Source organism: Variovorax sp. IB41, assembly GCF_016405905.1.
In the GTDB taxonomy this organism is placed as follows: Bacteria; Pseudomonadota; Gammaproteobacteria; order Burkholderiales; family Burkholderiaceae_C; genus Variovorax.
This window is the reverse complement of record NZ_JAEFCB010000005.1, coordinates 50,698-68,149: the sequence shown is the minus strand read 5'-3', so window position 1 is coordinate 68,149 and position 17,452 is coordinate 50,698. Positions and strand designations below refer to the sequence as shown.

At 68.7% G+C, this 17,452-nt stretch carries 17 protein-coding genes; 7 read left to right on the top strand and 10 right to left on the bottom strand.

Features of this window, described 5'->3' with window-relative positions; all coding sequences use genetic code 11:
* Window positions 1-12 precede the first annotated feature (12 nt).
* From JC881_RS12120 to JC881_RS12095, 6 genes are all read left to right on the top strand, one after another.
* Window positions 13-741: a site-2 protease family protein gene (locus tag JC881_RS12120; protein ID WP_198785958.1), complete on the top strand. Its 729-nt coding sequence runs from the start codon at window positions 13-15 to the stop codon at window positions 739-741.
* 156 nt (window positions 742-897) lie between these two features.
* Entirely contained in the window at window positions 898-2,007 is a 1,110-nt protein-coding gene (locus JC881_RS12115) for an ABC transporter substrate-binding protein (protein ID WP_198785957.1), read from the top strand.
* Between the two features lies 1 nt (window position 2,008).
* Complete coding sequence (locus JC881_RS12110) at window positions 2,009-3,043, top strand: adenosine deaminase (protein WP_198785956.1); 1,035 nt, start codon at window positions 2,009-2,011, stop codon at window positions 3,041-3,043.
* Complete coding sequence (locus JC881_RS12105; RefSeq protein ID WP_233101735.1) at window positions 3,040-3,873, top strand: ABC transporter ATP-binding protein; 834 nt, start codon at window positions 3,040-3,042, stop codon at window positions 3,871-3,873. Before JC881_RS12110 ends, JC881_RS12105 begins: the two co-directional genes overlap by 4 nt.
* Entirely contained in the window at window positions 3,870-4,736 is an 867-nt protein-coding gene (locus JC881_RS12100; RefSeq protein ID WP_198785955.1) for an ABC transporter permease, read from the top strand. The genes JC881_RS12105 and JC881_RS12100 overlap by 4 nt, the downstream gene beginning before the upstream one ends.
* A gap of 40 nt (window positions 4,737-4,776) precedes the next feature.
* Window positions 4,777-5,781 (top strand): isopenicillin N synthase family dioxygenase, encoded by a 1,005-nt coding sequence (locus JC881_RS12095; RefSeq protein ID WP_198785954.1) that lies wholly within the window; start codon window positions 4,777-4,779, stop codon window positions 5,779-5,781.
* A gap of 21 nt (window positions 5,782-5,802) precedes the next feature.
* On the opposite strand, the gene JC881_RS12090 is transcribed toward JC881_RS12095, so the two are convergent.
* The 7 genes from JC881_RS12090 to JC881_RS12060 all read right to left on the bottom strand — a co-directional run bounded on the left by JC881_RS12090 (window position 5,803) and on the right by JC881_RS12060 (window position 12,205).
* Window positions 5,803-6,768: a LysR family transcriptional regulator gene (locus tag JC881_RS12090; RefSeq protein ID WP_198785953.1), complete on the bottom strand. Its 966-nt coding sequence runs from the start codon at window positions 6,766-6,768 to the stop codon at window positions 5,803-5,805.
* 77 nt (window positions 6,769-6,845) lie between these two features.
* Window positions 6,846-7,634 carry an enoyl-CoA hydratase/isomerase family protein gene (locus JC881_RS12085; RefSeq protein ID WP_198785952.1) on the bottom strand — a complete coding sequence of 263 codons (789 nt, stop codon included), beginning with the start codon at window positions 7,632-7,634 and terminating at the stop codon, window positions 6,846-6,848.
* A 1-nt stretch (window position 7,635) separates the two neighbouring features.
* Entirely contained in the window at window positions 7,636-8,466 is an 831-nt protein-coding gene (locus JC881_RS12080) for an SDR family NAD(P)-dependent oxidoreductase (RefSeq protein WP_198785951.1), read from the bottom strand.
* Between the two features lie 43 nt (window positions 8,467-8,509).
* Complete coding sequence (locus JC881_RS12075; RefSeq protein WP_198785950.1) at window positions 8,510-8,929, bottom strand: MaoC family dehydratase; 420 nt, start codon at window positions 8,927-8,929, stop codon at window positions 8,510-8,512.
* 14 nt (window positions 8,930-8,943) lie between these two features.
* Window positions 8,944-9,384, bottom strand: coding sequence for a MaoC family dehydratase N-terminal domain-containing protein (locus JC881_RS12070; protein WP_198785949.1), 441 nt, complete (start codon window positions 9,382-9,384; stop codon window positions 8,944-8,946).
* A gap of 16 nt (window positions 9,385-9,400) precedes the next feature.
* Window positions 9,401-10,585 carry a lipid-transfer protein gene (locus JC881_RS12065; protein WP_198785948.1) on the bottom strand — a complete coding sequence of 395 codons (1,185 nt, stop codon included), beginning with the start codon at window positions 10,583-10,585 and terminating at the stop codon, window positions 9,401-9,403.
* A 60-nt stretch (window positions 10,586-10,645) separates the two neighbouring features.
* Window positions 10,646-12,205 (bottom strand): long-chain-fatty-acid--CoA ligase, encoded by a 1,560-nt coding sequence (locus tag JC881_RS12060; protein ID WP_198785947.1) that lies wholly within the window; start codon window positions 12,203-12,205, stop codon window positions 10,646-10,648.
* A gap of 110 nt (window positions 12,206-12,315) precedes the next feature.
* Between JC881_RS12060 and JC881_RS12055 the strand changes: the two genes are divergently transcribed.
* The gene (locus JC881_RS12055; protein WP_198785946.1) at window positions 12,316-13,392 is read left to right on the top strand and encodes an AraC family transcriptional regulator; all 1,077 of its coding nucleotides are present in this window, start codon (window positions 12,316-12,318) and stop codon (window positions 13,390-13,392) included.
* On the opposite strand, the gene JC881_RS12050 is transcribed toward JC881_RS12055, so the two are convergent.
* The 3 genes from JC881_RS12050 to JC881_RS12040 form a co-directional block, all read right to left on the bottom strand.
* Complete coding sequence (locus JC881_RS12050) at window positions 13,389-14,498, bottom strand: acyltransferase family protein (RefSeq protein ID WP_198786159.1); 1,110 nt, start codon at window positions 14,496-14,498, stop codon at window positions 13,389-13,391. The genes JC881_RS12055 and JC881_RS12050 overlap by 4 nt on opposite strands.
* Before the next feature lie 70 nt (window positions 14,499-14,568).
* Window positions 14,569-15,531: an NAD(P)H-dependent flavin oxidoreductase gene (locus JC881_RS12045; protein ID WP_198785945.1), complete on the bottom strand. Its 963-nt coding sequence runs from the start codon at window positions 15,529-15,531 to the stop codon at window positions 14,569-14,571.
* 89 nt (window positions 15,532-15,620) lie between these two features.
* Window positions 15,621-17,411, bottom strand: coding sequence for an acyl-CoA dehydrogenase (locus JC881_RS12040; RefSeq protein ID WP_198785944.1), 1,791 nt, complete (start codon window positions 17,409-17,411; stop codon window positions 15,621-15,623).
* Between the last annotated feature and the right edge of the window lie 41 nt (window positions 17,412-17,452).

Sequence of the window (17,452 nt, the reverse complement as noted above, 5' to 3'; positions counted from 1 at the left end):
GAAGGGCGATCCATGGTCAAGCTGCTGCTGGTCCTGCTGAGCGCGGGCAAGCTGGGCAAGCTGCTGCTCTCGGGCGGCACGATGCTGCTGTCGGTGGTGGCCTATGCCTTCGTGTTCGGCTGGCGCTACGCGGCGGGTTTCGTCGCGCTCATCCTCGTGCACGAGATGGGCCACTACCTCGCGGCGAAGCAGCGCGGCCTGGATGTCGGGCTGCCCACCTTCATTCCGTTCGTGGGCGCATGGATCGAGCTGAAGGACCAGCCGCACGACGTGGAGACCGAAGCCTGGGTCGGCTTCGGCGGCCCGCTGCTCGGCAGCCTCGCGGCGCTGGCCTGCTACTTCGTGGCGCGCGAATCCGACAGCCGGCTGCTGCTGGCGCTCGCGTATGCGGGCTTCTTCATCAACCTGTTCAACCTGATTCCGCTCTCGCCGTTCGACGGCGGGCGCATCACCGCGGTGCTCACGCCGCGCGTGTGGCTCGCGGGCGTGCCGGTGCTCGCGGCCCTCTTCTTCTGGCGGCCGAGCCCGATGCTGATCCTGGTCGCGGTGCTCGCCGCGCCGCAGGTGATGCGGGCTTGGAAGTACGACCCGAAGGACCCGGCCAACCAGCAGTACTACGCCGTCTCCACCGAGACGCGGGTGACGTACAGCGTGTACTACATCGGCCTCCTGGCGTTCCTTGCGGTGATGGCGCACGACACGCACGAGATGCTGGGCGCGGCGCGCGTGCTGGGCGGCTGAACGGCCGCGCCCGCGCGGCGCTGCGCGCACCGGAACGGCGGGTGGGCCCGTTCTGACAATGTGCGAAAAATCAGAACAATATTGACGGAATATTGATCCAAAGCGATTGGTTTCCGGGACTAATCTCGCAGCGATCCGAGCACCACAGGATCGTTCATGTCCCCTCACCTTCACGCCGTCTTCGCCCGCCTTGCCGCAGGACTTGCCACCCTGGGCCTCCTGCTGTCGGGCCCCGCTGCGCAGGCGCAGAACAAGCCGCTCAAGCCCGTGACCATCGCGCTGGGCACGCAGGTGGTCAATGTCACCTACCCCTGGCTCACGCTGCCCATCGCGCTGGGGTACTGGAAGGCCGAGGGCTACGACGTGAAGATCGTCACCACCGGCGGCTCGCTGCAGGGCATCCAGCAGATGGTGGCCGGCGGCGTCGATTTCGCTCAGGTCAACTCCACCGGCCTCATCCAGGCCAACACCGACAACAACGTCGCCGTGCGCGGGCTCATGGGCACCGGCGTGATCGACTGGGGCATCGGCGTGCCGCAGGACAGCCCCGTGAAGACGGTGGCCGACCTCAAGGGCAAGAAGATCGGCATCTTCAGCCTGGGCACGGGCGGCATGCCGCTGCTCAAGGGGTACCTGCGCGCCAACGGCATCAACCCCGACACCGAGGTGCAGATCATCGCCACCGGTGCCGGCGCGCCGGCGCTGGAGGCGATGCGCACGGGCCGCGTGCAGGCGCTGATGTTCTGGGGCTCCGCGCTCACGGGCTTCCAGAACGCGGGCGCGAACATGCGCGTGCTGTTCGATCCGGCGTGGCGCTCGCTGCCCGACTTCACTTTCGCCACCATGCAGAAGACCATCGATGCCGACCCGGCGATGGTCGAGGCCATCGCGCGCGGCGCGGCCAAGGCGACGCTGTTCGCGCAGACCGCCCCCGAGTGCGCGCGCCAGATCCACTGGAAGTACTTTCCCGGCGGCAAGCCCACGGGCGCCGACGAGGCCACGCTCGCCAAATGGGACCTGGCGCTGCTGAAGACGCAGCTGGAGACGATGGCCGATGCGCAGACCATGAACGGCGGCAAGCTGATCGGCGCGATGAGCCCCGCCGCCTACGGCCGCATGCAGGACGCGATGCAAAAGGACGGCCTCATCAAGCGCACGCTGCCGCCCGAGTCGATGCTGTACCTGAAGCCCGGCTTCGTGGAGGCCATCAACCGCTTCGACCGCAACGCCGTCATCGAGGCCGCCAAGGCCTGCAAGGGGCTGTGACATGACACCCGCGCAATTCGTGGCGGGCCTGCCCAAGGCCGAACTGCACATGCACATCGAAGGCTCGATCGAGCCTGCGCTCTTCCTGCAACTGGCCCGGCGCAACGGCGTGGCGCTGCGCTGGCAGACCGAGGCCGAGTTGCGCGAGGCCTACCGCTTCACCGACCTGCAGGACTTCCTGAACCTGTACTACGACGGCTGCCGCGTGCTCGTGCAGCCCGAGGACTTTTTCGACGTGACGCGCGACTACCTGCGCCGCGCCCACGCCGACCGCGTGCTGCATGCGGAGATGTTCCTCGGCGTGCAAGGCCACACCAGCCGCGGCGTGCCGCTGGCCGCGGTGATGGAGGGCGTGTTCGGCGCGATGGCCGCCGCGCAGGCCGGGGACGGCATCAGCGCGGGCCTGATCGTCGTCGTGCAGCGCCACCGCAGCGAAGACGAGGCGCTCGCGCTGCTGGAGGAACTGCACCCCTGGTACGGCCGGCTGCTGGGCTTCGGCCTCGGCGGCGCGGAGGTGGGCAACCCGCCGTCCAAGTTCGCCGAGTTCTTTCGCCGCTGCCGCGAGCGCGGCTTCAAGGTGGTGGCGCATGCGGGCGAGGAAGGGCCGGCCGCGTACGTGCGCGAGGCGGTCGAGCTGCTGCAGGTGCAGCGCGTGGACCATGGCAACGCCTGCCTGGACGACCCCGCGCTCGTCGCGCAACTGGTGCAACGGCGCATCCCGCTCACGGTGTGTCCGCTGTCCAACCTGAAGCTGCGGCTGGTGCCCTCGATGGCCGCGCATCCGCTGCGCAGGCTCATGGACGCGGGCCTGTGCGTGACCGTCAACTCCGACGACCCCTCCTACTTCGGCGGCTACGTCAACGACAACTACCTCGCCTGCCAGGAGGCGCTGGGCCTCGGGCGCGACGACCTGGCGAGCCTGGCGCTCAACAGCTTCGAGGCCGCCTTCATCACGCCCGAGCAGCGTTCGGCGGCGGTCCGCGCGGTCGATGCGTGGGTCGCCCTCGCCGGCGGCGAGCAGCAGGCGGCGGCATGAGCGCGCAGGTCCAGTTCCCCGTACAGCGAACGACGCTGCACGAGGCATCGGGCGCCGTGCCGGCGTTCCGCTTCCAGGGCCTGCACAAGACCTTCCGCTCGAAGGACGGCGCCGACGTGGTCGCGCTGCACGACGTGAGCTTCAGCGTCGCGCGCGGCGAGTTCGTCACCGTGGTCGGCCCGAGCGGCTGCGGCAAGAGCACGCTGCTGCGCATCCTGGCCGGGCTGGAGCGCGCGAGCCGCGGTACGGTCGAGCTGGGCGGGCGGCGCCACAGCGGGCCGAGCCGCGATGTCGGCGTGGTGTTCCAGTCGCCCGTGCTGCTGCCGTGGCGCAACATCATCGACAACGTGCTGGTGCCCGCGCAGATCCAGGGCCGCGATGCGAAGGTGGCGCGCGAACGCGCCCTGCACTACCTGCACCTGGTGGGCCTGGAAGGCTTCGAGACCAAGTACCCCGGCGAGCTCTCCGGCGGCATGCAGCAGCGCGTGGGCATTGCGCGCGCGCTGGTCAACGACCCGATGCTGCTGCTGATGGACGAGCCCTTCGGCGCGCTCGACGCCATGACGCGCGAGACCATGAACGTGGAGCTGCTCAAGCTGCGCGAGCGCACCGGCGCCACGATCATGCTGGTGACGCACAGCATTCCGGAGGCCGTGTTCCTCGGCGACCGCGTGATCGTCATGTCGCCGCGGCCGGGACGCGTCACGCAGGTGATCGAGGTCGACCTGCCCGCCGTGCGCACGCTGGACCTCATCAACACCGAGCGGTTCGGCAGCCACGTTCGCGGCATCCGGACCAACCTGAATGCCAGTGGAGGGCTCGACGGATGAACACCGCGCACATCACCAACACCACCAACACCGAAAGCATCGGGAACATAGGGAACACCGACTTCGAGCCGCCCGCCCCGTGGCTCACCCCCGCGCGCCGCAAGGCGCTGATCGTGGCCGTCTTCGTGGCCGTGGTGGCCGCGTGGCAGCTCGCGGTGAGCGCGCTGGGCGTGTCGCACCTGATCTTTCCGGGGCCCGTGGGCGTGGCCCGCTCGATCCTCGACATCTTCCAGTCGGGCGAGGTGTGGCCGCACCTGTGGGTGACGCTCTACGAGATCCTCGCGGGCTTCGCGCTCGGCGCGTTCGCGGGCTTCGTGCTGGGCGCGCTGATCGGCCAGAGCGCGCTGCTCGAGCTGGTGCTCTACCCCTACGTGGTCGCCTTCCAGACCGTGCCCAAGGTGGCGGTGGCGCCGCTGTTCGTGCTGTGGTTCGGCTTCGACACCACCTCCAAGGTGGTGATCACCGCGACCATCGTCTTCTTTCCGGTGCTCGCCAACACCATCGTGGGCCTTCGCTCGGCGCCCCGGGACCAGATCGACCTGATGCGCGCGTTCACCGCCTCGCCCTGGCATGTGTTCCGCATGGTGCGGCTGCCGCATGCGCTGCCCTATGTGTTCGCGGGGCTGGACATCGGCATCGTGCTGGCCGTGATCGGCGCGATCGTGGGCGAATTCGTGGGCGCGCAGGCGGGCCTGGGCTACCTCATCCTGCAGCGCAACTTCTCGATGGATGCGGCGGGCATGTTCGCCATCCTCATCGTGCTCTCGGCCATCGGCATCGTGCTGCACGGCCTGATGAAGGCGATCGCGCGGCGCGTGGTGTTCTGGGCCGAGGCGTTCACCGACCTGTCCCGCGGCACCTGAAGCAACAACAACCCAACCCCGACAAAAAAGGAGCAACGCAATGAACCCCGACGAACAGAAGCTCGAAGCCCCCCGCAGGGCCTCCGCGCAGGAGATGCCGATCCTGGACCTGGGCCCGTGGCTGGCCGGCGGCCCGATCGGGCCGGTGGTCGAGCAGTTCAAGGCCGCCTGCACCAACACCGGCTTTTTCTACGTGAAGAACCACGGCGTGCCGCAGGCCGTGATCGACACGGTGTTCGACGCCACCCGGCGCTACATGTCGCTGCCGATGGAGGAGCGCCTGAAGGACCGCATCGACGAGCGCTTTCGCCGCGGCTTCATGCCCATGGGCGTCACGCAGCACCCGGGCCACAAGCCGGACCTGAAGGAGAGCTACGAGCTAGGCATGGACCTGCCGCTGACCGACCCCGATGTGGCGAGCGGCCTGCCGCTGCACGGCCCCAACCGCTGGCCCGCGGACAAGCCCTGGCTCGAACCCGCGGCCATGGCGTACTTCGACGCCACCATCGCACTGGGGCGCAACCTGCTGAAGATCTTCGCCACGGCCGTCGGCCAGGACGAAGGCTTCTTCCTGCAGTACGCCACCAAGCCGATGGTGCAGTCGCGGCTCTTTCACTACCCGCCGCAGGAGTCGTTCACCAACCTGGAGCTGGGCGCCGCCGCCCACACCGACTACGGCATGCTGACCGTGCTGGCGCAAGACCCCATCGGCGGCCTGGAGCTGTGCACGCGCGGTGGCGAGTGGGTGGGCGCGCCCTATGTGGAGGGCACGCTGGTCGTCAACCTGGGCGATCTGGTGAAGGTGTGGACCAACGATGTCTACGTGTCCAACCCGCACCGGGTGGCGAACCGCACGGGCAGGGAGCGCTACTCGATTCCGACCTTCTTCAACCTCGACTACGACACGCCGGTGGCGTGCCTGCCCGAGTTCGCGCCCGGCGAAGGCGAACCGCGGCATGCGCCCATCAAGTCGGGCGACTACCTGGTGCGGCGCTTCGCGGCGGTGCAGAAGTACAAGACGCCCGCGGAGCTGGCCGCGGGTTGACGCGCCGCCGCGGCGCGCACCTTACTTGGCCTGTCGGCTGCGCGGTGCGCGGGGCTCGGCGCGCGGCTCGGCCAGCTTCTCGGCCGCCTCGAGCGCGGCGGTGAGTTCCGACAGGAAGGCGGCCACCGGGATCGGCAGGCTGCGGCCCTTGTGCACGCTCAAGGCCAGACGCTGCGGCCGGGCGCGCGGGTCTTTCAGCGGCACGTAGGAGCCCGCCCTCGGGCGCCCGAACGGGTCTTCCAGCGGCGCGGTCGTGAAGGTGAGGCACATGCCCTCGGCCGCCACGTTGCGCATGAGCTCGTAGGAGTTGGTCTCCAGCGCGATGCGCGGGCGGATCTTCGCCTTGGCGAGCATCTCGTCGTACTGCTGCCTCGCCCACAGCGACGAATCGAGCCACGACAGGCCGTACTCGGCGCACTGGGAAAGCCGCAGCGACTTGCTGCCCTCGAGCGGGTGCCCGGTCGGCACCATCACGTACAGCGGCAAGAGGCGCGAATAGACCACCGACAGGTCCTGGAACGCGATGTCGCCGAAGGTGAAGCATGCATCCAGGTCGTCTTCCAGCAGCATCTCGGCCAGCGTGGGACTGCCGCTGACCTTCACGCTGAACGAGATGCCCGGATAGCGCTTGGAGAAGGCGGAGAAGAACTGCGGCATGAAGTCGCGCGTGAGCGATTCGGGCATGCCGAAGTTGACGTGGCCGCGCTTGAGGCCCTGCAGCGCCTCGATCTCGGAGTGCAGCCGCCCGGACTCCTTGACGATGTTCTTGTGATAGCGCATCAGAAGCTCGCCGGCCGCGGTGAGCTTGACCTTGCCGCGCCCCTGGCGGCGCTCCAGCAAGGGGGCGCCCAGCGAGTCTTCCAGCATCGCCAGTTGCCGGCTGATGGCGGAGGCCGCGACATACAGGTTCTCGGACGCCGCCCTGATCGAGCCGGCGCGAACGACTTCGGCAAAGTAACGAAGCGCGGTCGTGGAGACAAGACTCAAGAGAACTCCATAGGGTGGGCGCAAGGCGAAAGGGCCGCGGCGATTCTTGCATGCGCCGCGGCGGCGCCACCCTCGCTTCAGCGGCCCGTGAAACGCGGCGCCCGCTTCGCAACGAAGGCGGCCACGCCTTCGCGCGCATCCGCACTGCCGGCTCGTTCGTGCAGCAGCTTCTGCTCCATCGCGAAGTGTTCTTCGATCGGCCGGCCCGGCGCGCCGCCGCACAGGGCCTTGATGCCTGCGAACGACGCGCTCGCACCGGCGGCCAGCCGCGCCACCAGCGCTTCGCTCGCCGCGGCGAGCCCCGCATCCGGATAGACCGCATCGACCGCGCCGGTCGCGAGACATCGCTGGCTGTCGATGGCGTCGCTGAGCATCAGCCACTGCTGCGCCCGCACCGGCCCCACGCGGCGCGAGAGGAAGTACGAGGCGCCCGCATCGGGCGAGAGGCCGATGGCCGCGTAGCCCGTGCGCAGCTTCATCGATTCGGCGGCCAGCACGAAGTCGCCGCACAGCGCGAGCCCCACGCCCGCGCCGCCGGCCGGTCCGTTCACGGCAACGACCAGCGGTGCCGGGCCTGTCGCCAGGCGCAGCAACGCGGGATGAAGCCCGTCGAGAATTTCGTTCACCAGCGCGGGCAGCCGCTCGCCGGCGGCCACGAACTCGTCGATGTCGCCGCCCGCGCAGAACGCCTTGCCCTCGCCGGTCAGGAGGATGGCGCGCGGCTTCTGTTCGAGCACCTCGTCGATCGCGCGGACCAGCGCCCGCACGCTCGCCGACGTCAGCGCGTTCGCGCTCCCGGGCCGCTGCAGCACGATGCGGCCGATGTCGCCCTGCACGCTCCAGCCGATGCCTTCGGCGGCGTTCATGTCAGATGCCCGTCAAGCCGCCGCTGCACATCAGCGTCTGGCCGCTCACGTAGTCCGACTCGGGCGTGCACAGCAGGTACACCGCGCCGGCCGCTTCCTCGGGTGTGCCCCCGCGGCCGAGCGGAATCGACTGCTCCATCATCGCGAGCAGCCCGGGGTTGATGCCGACCTTGATCTCGCGGCCCTCGATGTTCGCGGTGGACGCCTCGGTGGTGCTCGCGGTGAGCCGGGTCTGGATGAAGCCGAAGGCCACGCAGTTGACCGTGACGTTCATGCGGCCCCACTCCTTGGCGAGCGTCTGCGTCATGCCGACGATGCCGGCCTTGGCGGTCGAATAGTTGGCCTGGCCCGCGTTGCCGAAGAGCCCGGCCACCGACGAGATGTTGACCACCTTGCGCACCACGCGTTGGCCGGCCTCGCCCTCGGTCTTGGACAACGCGCGGATCACCGGCTGCGCCGCGCGCAGGATGCGGAACGGCGCCGTCAGGTGCACGTCGATCATCGCGTACCACTGCTCGTCGGTCATCTTCTGCACGACGCTGTCCCAGGTGTAGCCGGCGTTGTTCACCAGGATGTCCAGGCCTTTGTATTCGCTCACCGCGGTGCCGACGAAGCGCTCGGCGAAGTCCGGCGCCGAGACGCTGCCCACGCAGGCCACGGCCTGCCCGCCCGTCGCGCGGATGGCCTCGACGGTTTCCTCGGCCGGTTCGGCATCGAGGTCGTTGACCACGATGCGTGCGCCTTCGGACGCGAGCTTGAGCGCGATCGCGCGGCCGATGCCGCGGCCCGAGCCGGTGATGAGGGCGACCTTGCCTTCGAGCTTGAGTGCCATGTTGTTTTTTTCTTTCGTTGTTTCGTTGTTTCTTTGGAATCGCTCAGGCGAACGCCACCAGCGCCTCGCCGGCGATGCGCGCCTGGCCGTACTGGTTGGCGCTCAGCACCTCGACGCGCACGCAGCGCTCGCCGTTGTGCTCGAGCTTCTCGACCACGCGGCCGGTGCAGCGCACCGCATGGCCGATGTGGGTGATGCCCTGGAAGCGCACGTCGAAGCGGCGCAGCTGCGACTGCGGCGCCCACTGCGTGACGAGCCGGCCGAGCCAGGCCATGCCCAGCATGCCCTGCGCGAACACGTCGGGCATGCCGGCCTTGCGGGCGAAGTCGGTGTCGATGTGGATCGGGTTGTGGTCGCCCGAGGCGCCCGCGAAGAGCGCGAGCGTGGTGCGGTTGACCGGCGGCAGTTGCAGTGCGGGCAGCTCGTCGCCGATCTGCACGTCGTCGTAGCGGATGGTGGTCATGGCTGAACCTTTTTTCAGTGGCGGCACACGATGACCGTGCGCAGCTCGGCCACGAGCTCGTCGCGCTGGTTGGTCGCGCGCGAGGTCTTCACGACGAATTCGAGCGCGCCGTTTTTCTTGTCGTAGATGTCGCTGATGGTGGAGCGCACCGTCACCGTGTCGCCCACGCAGGCGGGCCGGTGGTAGCTGAAGCTCTGCTCGCCGTGCAGGAGCTTCGAGAGCGGGATCTGCAGGTCGTCGAGCAGTTGGTTCGAAGCGCCCGAATCCAGCTCGGCCGCAAAGAGGAACGTGGGTGGCGCGGGCAGGTCTGCGTAGCCCGCGTCACGTGCGGCAGCGGCGTCGGTGTAGACCGGATCGGTCTCGCCGATGGCCTTGGCGAAGAACTGCAGCCGCGTGCGCTCGATGGGGAGCACCGAGGCGGGCAGCGCGTGGCCGATCCATTTCTTGTCGATCATGTGTGTGGCCTGTTCCTCAGACGCGTTCGTACAGCGTGACCACGCACGCGCCGCCCAACCCGAGGTTGTGCTGCAGCGCCATCCGCGCGCCTTCGACCTGCCGCTTGTCTGCCGTGCCGCGCAGCTGCTGGACCAGCTCCGTGCATTGCGCAAGTCCGGTCGCCCCGAGCGGATGTCCCTTGGACAGCAGCCCGCCAGACGGATTGGTCACCACCTTGCCGCCATAGGTGTTGTCGCCGTCGACCACGAACTTCTCCGCGCCGCCGACGGGGCACAGGCCCAGCGCCTCGTAGCTGATGAGCTCGTTGTGCGCGAAGCAGTCGTGCAGCTCGACCACGTCGATGTCCTGCGGGCCGACGCCGGCCGCGTCGTACACCTTCTGCGCGGCCTCCTGCGCCATGCTGAAGCCGACGACCTCGCGCATGTCGCGGCTCTCGAAGGTCACGGGGCGGTCGGTGGTCATGGCCTGCGCCTTGATGCGCACGCTGCGGTCCAGGCCGTGGCGTTCGGCGAAGCGCGGCGAGCAGACGATGGCCGCGGCCGCGCCGCAGGTCGGCGGGCAGGCCATGAGCCGGGTCATCACGCCGGGCCACATGACGGGCGCGGCCATCACCTCGTCCTCGGTGACGACGGTGCGGAACAGCGCCACCGGGTTGTTCGACGCGTGGCGGCTCGCCTTGGCGCGGATCTTCGCGAAGGTGGACATCTGCGTGCCGTACTGCTGCATGTGCGCCAGGCCCGCGCCGCCGAAGTAGCGCAGCGCGAGCGGCACCTGCTCGTTGCCGACCAGCTCGTCGGTGATGCTCTCGAAATTGTCGAACGGGCTCGGGCGGTCGTTGAACACCGCGCCCAGCGCGCCGGGGCTCATGTGCTCGAAGCCGAGGGCGAGCACGCAGTCGGCCGCGCCGCTGGCCACGGCCTGGCGCGCGAGGAAGAGCGCGGTCGAGCCGGTGGAGCAGTTGTTGTTGACGTTGACGACCGGGATGCCGGTCATGCCCACCTCGTACAGCGCGCGCTGGCCGGCGGTGGAGTCGCCGTACACGTAGCCCACGTAGGCCTGCTGGACGAGCTCGTAGCCGATGCCCGCGTCCTTGAGCGCGGCATTGGTCGCATGCGCGGCCATCTGCGGATAGGGCTGGTTCGCGCCCGGCTTGGTGAAGGGGATCATGCCGACCCCGACCACATAGACGTCTTGACTCATAAAGGTCTCCTTGATGTTCGGATTGGAAAAATGCTTTGAAGAAATGCTTCTGAAAGAAGGTCAGGCCACGCTGCGCTGGCGGTCTTGCCAGAAGGGCTCGCGCAGCTTGGTCTTGAGCACCTTGCCGGCGCCCGACAGCGGCAGCGCCTCGACCACGGCCACGCTGCGCGGGCACTTGTAGCCGGCGATCAGGGTCTTGCAGTGCGCGATCAATTCCTCGGGCTGCACGCCCTGCCCGGGCTTGGGCACCACCACCGCATGCACCGTCTCGCCCCACTCCTCGCTGGGGATGCCGATGACCGCGCACGCCGCCACCGCGGGGTGCTGGTTGATGGCGTTCTCGACCTCGGCGGAGTACACGTTCTCTCCGCCGCTGATGATCATGTCCTTCATGCGGTCGACCACGAAGATGAAGCCGTCCGCGTCCATGTAGGCGCCGTCGCCGGTGTGCATCCAGCCACCCCGCAGCGCGGCGGCAGTCTGTTCGGGCTTGTTCCAGTAGCCCTGCATCACGTTGGGGCCGCGCACCGCCACTTCGCCCACCGTGCCGCGCGGCACCTCGGTGCCGTCGGCATCGACGATACGCACTTCCATGCACACGCTGGCGCGGCCCGCCGAGCGCAGCTTGCCGGTCTTGCGGCCCTCGGCCGTGTGGAAGAAGGCCGGGTGCAGCGTGGCGATGGGCGACAGCTCGGTCATGCCGTAGGCCTGCACGAAATCGACGCCCGGGAAAGCCTCCATCGCGCGATTGAGCACGGCCTCGGAAATCGGCGAGGCGCCGTAGGTGATGCCCTTGAGGCTGCTCAGGTCGCGCGGTTTGCGCATGGCGGGATGGTCGACCAGCATCTGGATCATGGTGGGCACCAGGAGCAGGCTGGTCACGCGGTCGCGCTCGATGGCGTCGAGCACGCCTTCGGGCGTGAACATCGGCAGGATCGCGTGCGTGTTGCCCGCGAACCAGTGCGGCGTGGCCAGGCCCATGTCGGCCAGGTGGAACATCGGCGCGGCATGCAGGTAGCAGCCGCCGTCCGGTGCCAGGCCCTCGGCCTGCGCCGCCAGCGCCGAGCTGCAGATGTTGATGTGGCTGAGCATCACGCCCTTGGGAAAGCCGGTGGTGCCGCCGGTGTAGAAGATGCCCGCCAGGTCTTCGCCGCGGCGCACGGCGTCGGGCACCGGCAAGGCGGCGTCGATGAGCCCCTCGTAGCTGTGCATGCCGGCCGGCAACGGGCCGTCGCCGCAGTAGATGACTTCGCGCAGGCTTTTCGATTGGGTGCGCATCTGCTCGACCACGGCGCGGAAGGTCTCGTCCACCAGCAGGATGCTCGAGCCGGAGTCTTCCAGCGAGTAGAGGATCTCGGCCGGCGACCAGCGGATGTTGCAGGGGTTGAGCACGCCGCCGCCCCAGGGCACGGCCATCTGGTATTCCAGGTAGCGGTCGGAGTTGAGCGACAGCATGGCGACGCGGTCGCCCGCCTGCATGCCCAGCGCCTGGAGCGCACCGGCCAGGCGCGCGACGCGTTCGGCGAAGTCGCGAAAACTGCGGGCGCGGCCGGCAAAGCGCACCGCGATGGCGTCGGGGCGTTGCTGCACGGCGCGATGAAGGCCTTGGGTCAGGTACATGGGTTTGTCTCCGTCTGGTTCTTGTGCAGTGGCATGGTAGAAATCCCCGCACTGTCCGGCGATTGCAGTTCGCTTCGATCGCATGGCAGAAAACGTCAATCCACCGACACATGCTGCAACCGCCCATCACCATTCCGATCGCCTTCGTGCAGGGCATGCTCTCGGGCGTGCAGGCGCGCGGGGCCGAGGGGGCGGTGTGCATCGACACGGCGCTGGAAGACGCGGGCATCGCGCCCTCGCTGCTGCAGGAGGCGGGTGCGCGCGTCACGGGCGAGCAGTACGTGGCCCTCTTCGCGCTGCTGATGCAGCGCATGGACGACGAGGCCCTGGGCTTTCTCACGCGGCGCCTGCGCTGCGGCAGCTTCGCGCTGATGCTGCGTTCTTCGCTGGGCGCGCCCACCTTCGAGGTGGCGCTGCGGCGCGTGGCGCACACCTTCAGCCTGCTGCAGGACGACCTTTCTCTGGTGCTGCTGGAGGAAGGTTCGCTCGCGGGCTTCGGCCTGCGGTTGAACAACCTGCAGGCGCTGCACCAGAACTTTTTGCACGAGCTGATGCTGCGGGTGTATTGGCGGCTCTTCGCTTGGCTGCACGGCGGCCGGCTGGTGGCACGGCGTTTCGATTTCGGCTTCGAGCTGCCGCCGTATGCCGATGGCTATGCCAAGGTGTTTCCCGGCCCGCTGCAGTTCGGCCAGCCGCTGACGGCCATGTGGTTCGACGCGAGCGCGCTCGCCACGCCGATGCACCGCGATGCGCACGCGATGCAGGTGTTTCTCTCGGCGTCGCCCGCCAATGTGATCCTGCCGCGGCTCGCAGAGCAAGCGGTGAGCGCGAAGGTGCGCGCGGTGCTGCAGCAGAACCGGCCCGCGTGGGCCGACCTCGCGACCACCGCGAACAGCCTGCACATGTCGGTGAGCACGCTGCAGCGTCACCTGGCGACGGAAGGCACGTCGTTCCAGTCGCTCAAGGACCAGCTGCGGCGCGACGTGGCGATCGTGCGGCTCAACACCAGCACCGTGCCGCTCGCGGCGCTGGCCGAGGAGCTGGGGTTCGCGGACAGCGCGGCCTTCCAGCGGGCGTTCAAGACCTGGACGGGCGGTGCGCCGGGCTCGTACCGGTCGGCGGCGGCGCGCGCGTCGCCTCGTGCGGGCGGCAACCCGGGCGCCGGACTGGGCGCCGAACTGGGCTAGTACGACACGGCGATGCCGCTCACCAGCAATGCGGCGAACAGCGTGAACACGGCGCGCCACGAGGCCGGGCGCGCCTCCACCCAGCGGTACAGCAGCGCCGCCGCGGCCACCGAAAGACCGAAGGTCGCGACCATGCCCAGCAGGTCGAGCCACGGCCCGTGCGGCGCGAGGTTCGCGACCAGGGCGTTCATCGCCAGCAGCACCGGAAAGTGGATCAGGAACAGCGAGTACGACATGCGCCCCAGGCGCTGCAGCGGCACCGCCGCCGCCGGCCACTTCGCGGGCGAGAGCCAGTGGCGGTGCTGCGCGAGCGCGATCAGCAGCGCCGTCACCAGCGCCGTCGCGATGCGGCTGCGCCATTCGATCGCCAGCGCGCCTGCGCCGACCAGCACCAGCAGCGCCACCGCGCCCTGCCAGGTGCTCGCGCGCGTTGCGCGGCCGATCCAGAACACCAGCATCCCGAGGCCGTAGGCGCCGAAGAAATAGAGCGCCGTGTCGTCCAGGCTGGCGTTGCGATTGAAGAGCACCAGCGAGGTCACGGCCAGCGCGAGCACCAGCAGCACGGGCATCCATCGCGACGATGGATTGACGGTGCCCGGCGTCGGCGGGCTCAGCATGGCCGGCAGGCCCACGAGCATCAGCGCCAGCGCGAAGAGCTGGAAGTCGATGGCCACGTACCAGACGCCGGTGGACAGCGACTCGTAGCCCAGCAGGTCCTGCAGCAAGAGGCCGTGCGCGAACAACTGGCCGATGGTCGGCGATGCCGGCACCACGTCTTCATCGAGCCACGGCCGCACCAGCGCGGCCACCAGCACGCAGACGGTGAGCGCGGCCAGGTACGGCATCACCAGCCGCCCATAGCGCTGCAGGATGCGCGCGATGGGACGGTCCACGCGCAAGAGGCCGTCGGGCGCCAGGCTCGCCGCCGCGAGAAAGCCCGCGATCACGAGGAACACCTGCACCGCGAGCCGGCCGTCTTCGGCCAGCCAGCCGAAGAAATCGGGCGCGAGCCCGTAGGCGCCCGCGGGCATCGGCCCGTAGCGCGAGAGGTGGTGCCCGACGATCACCGCGCAGGCGAGGCCCTTGGCCGCGTCGAGCAACGGCATGCGCCCCGCTTGCGAAGGCGGGGGCGGCAGGGGCGATGACGCGATGGCTGAAGCCACGGTCAGTCGGCGCTCAGAGCGCCAGCCGCTGCCTTGCTTCCTGGTATTCGCGCTTGAGCTTGTCGATGAAGGCCGCGGCGCTCGCCACTTCGGTCACGGCGCCGATGCCCTGGCCCGAGCCCCAGATGTCTTTCCAGGCCTTGGCCTTGCTGCCGTCGCCGCCGCCGAAGTTCATGGTCTTCACGTCGCCTTCGGGGAGGTTCGCCGGGTCCATGCCGGCCTTGACGATGCTGGGTGCGAGGTAGTTGCCATGCACGCCGGTGAAGAGGCTGGAGTAGACGATGTCGTCCGAGTTGCCATCGACGATGGCCTGCTTGTAGTCCTCGCTCGCGCGCGCTTCCTCGGTGGCGATGAAGGCGGTGCCGATGTAGGCGAAGTCCGCGCCCATGGCCTGCGCCGCGAGCACCGCGCCGCCGGTGGCGATGGCGCCCGACAGCGCGATCGGGCCGTCGAACCACTGGCGGATTTCCTGCACCAGCGCGAACGGGCTCTTCACGCCCGCATGGCCGCCGGCACCGGCCGCCACGGCGATGATGCCGTCGGCGCCCTTCTCGATCGCCTTCTGCGCGAACTTGTTGTTGATGATGTCGTGCAGCGTCACGCCGCCGTAGCTGTGCACCGCGTCGTTCACGTCGGTGCGCGCGCCCAGCGAGGTGATGACGATCGGCACCTTGTACTTCACGACCATCTCCATGTCGTGGTCCAGGCGGTCGTTGCTCTTGTGCACGATCTGGTTGATGGCGAACGGCGCGGCGGGCTTGTCGGGGTTGGCCTTGTTGTAGGCGGCCAGTTCCTCGGTGATCTCGATCAGCCACTCTTCCAGCTGCGCCGCGGGGCGCGCGTTGAGCGCGGGCATCGAGCCGACCACGCCGGCCTTGCATTGCGCGATCACGAGCTTGGGGTTGCTGATGATGAACAGCGGCGAGCCGATGATCGGCAGCGGCAGGTTCGCCAGGACGGGGGGCAGCTTGGACATGTTGTCTCCGGGAGATGGGATCGGTTTTATAAGAGAGGGAGGCCCGCGCCGCCGGTCAGATGGGCGACACGGGCCGTATGCCGTATGGCTCAGAACGCGTCGAGCGCCAGCGCCGTGACGCTCTCGGCGCCGTCCACGATGCTGTCGCGGATGCTCGGCGCCTTGTTCAGGATGTGCTCGGCGTAGAAGCGCGCGGTCGCGATCTTGGCCAGCATGAAGTCGGTGTCGAAGCTGCGCGAGGCGAGGTCTTCGGCAATGATCAGCGAGCGCGCGAGCTGCCAGCCGGCCACGAGATTCCCCGCGAGCATCAGGTACGGCACGCTGCCCGCGAACACCGCGTTGGGCGAGGCCTTGGTCTGGCCCGCGACGAAGTCGACCACTTCGATGAACGCTTCGCGCGCGGCCTTCAGGCGCTTGTGCACGGCCTTCGCGGCGGCGCTGTCGCTCCTGGCGAGCTCGGCCTCGGTCTTCTCGATCTGTGCCGCAATCGCCTTGGCGGTCTGGCCGCCGTCGCGCGCGGTCTTGCGGCCCACCAGGTCGTTGGCCTGGATCGCGGTGGTGCCTTCGTAGATCGTGAGGATCTTGGCGTCGCGGTAGTACTGCGCCGCGCCGGTCTCCTCGATGAAGCCCATGCCGCCGTGCACCTGCACACCCAGCGAAGTGACCTCCAGGCTCATCTCGGTGCTGTAGCCCTTGACCAGCGGCACCATGAATTCGTAGAAGGCCTGGTTCTGTTTGCGGGCGTCGGCATCGGGGTGATGGTGCGCGGCGTCATAGGCGGCGGCGGCCACCGAGGCCATCGCGCGGCAGCCTTCGGTGTAGGCGCGCATCGTCATCAGCATGCGCTTGACGTCCGGGTGGTGAATGATCGGTGCGCTCGCGTTGATAGAACCATCGACCGGGCGGCTCTGCACGCGGTCCTTGGCGTAGGCGACAGCGTGTTGATACGCCCGCTCTGCAATGGCGATGCCCTGCATGCCCACGGCGTAGCGGGCCGAGTTCATCATGATGAACATGTACTCCAGGCCCCGGTTCTCCTGGCCGACGAGGTAGCCCACGGCGCCGCCGTGGTCACCGTACTGCAGCACGGCGGTCGGCGAGGCCTTGATGCCCATCTTGTGCTCGATGCTCACGCAGTGCACGTCGTTGCGCGCGCCCAGCGCGCCATCTTTGCCGACCATGAACTTGGGCACCACGAACAGGCTGATGCCCTTGACGCCTTCGGGCGCGCCGGTCACGCGGGCCAGCACGAGGTGCACGATGTTCTCGGCCATGTCGTGCTCACCGTAGGTGATGAAGATCTTGGTGCCGAACACCTTGTACGTGCCATCGGGCTGCGGCTCGGCGCGGCTGCGCACCATCGCGAGATCGCTGCCGGCCTGCGGCTCGGTGAGGTTCATCGTGCCGGTCCACTGGCCGCTCACGAGCTTCTCGAGATAGACCGCCTTGAGCTCGTCGGAGCCGGCCGTGAGCAGCGCCTCGATGGCGCCATCGCTCAGGAGCGGGCACAGCGCAAAGCTCATGTTGGCCGAGTTGAGCATCTCGCCGCAGGCCGCGCCGATGGTCTTGGGCAGGCCCTGACCGCCGAAGTCCGAGGGATGCTGCAGGCCCTGCCAGCCGCCCGAGACGTACTGCGCGAACGCGTCCTTGAAGCCCGGCGTGGTGGTGACTTCACCGCCCTTGAAGGACGACGGGTTGCGGTCGCCTTCGATGTTCAGCGGCGCGACCACATCCTGGTTGAAGCGGGCGCACTCCTCGAGCACGGCCTGCGCGGTTTCCAGGCCTGCGTCCTCGAAGCCGGGCAGCTTGGCGATCTCGCCGATGTTGGCCAGGTGCTCGATGTCGAACAGCATGTCCTTGAGGGGGGCGGTGTAGCTCATGTCTTGTCTCCAGATACAGCGGATACGAAAAGGGCATCGCG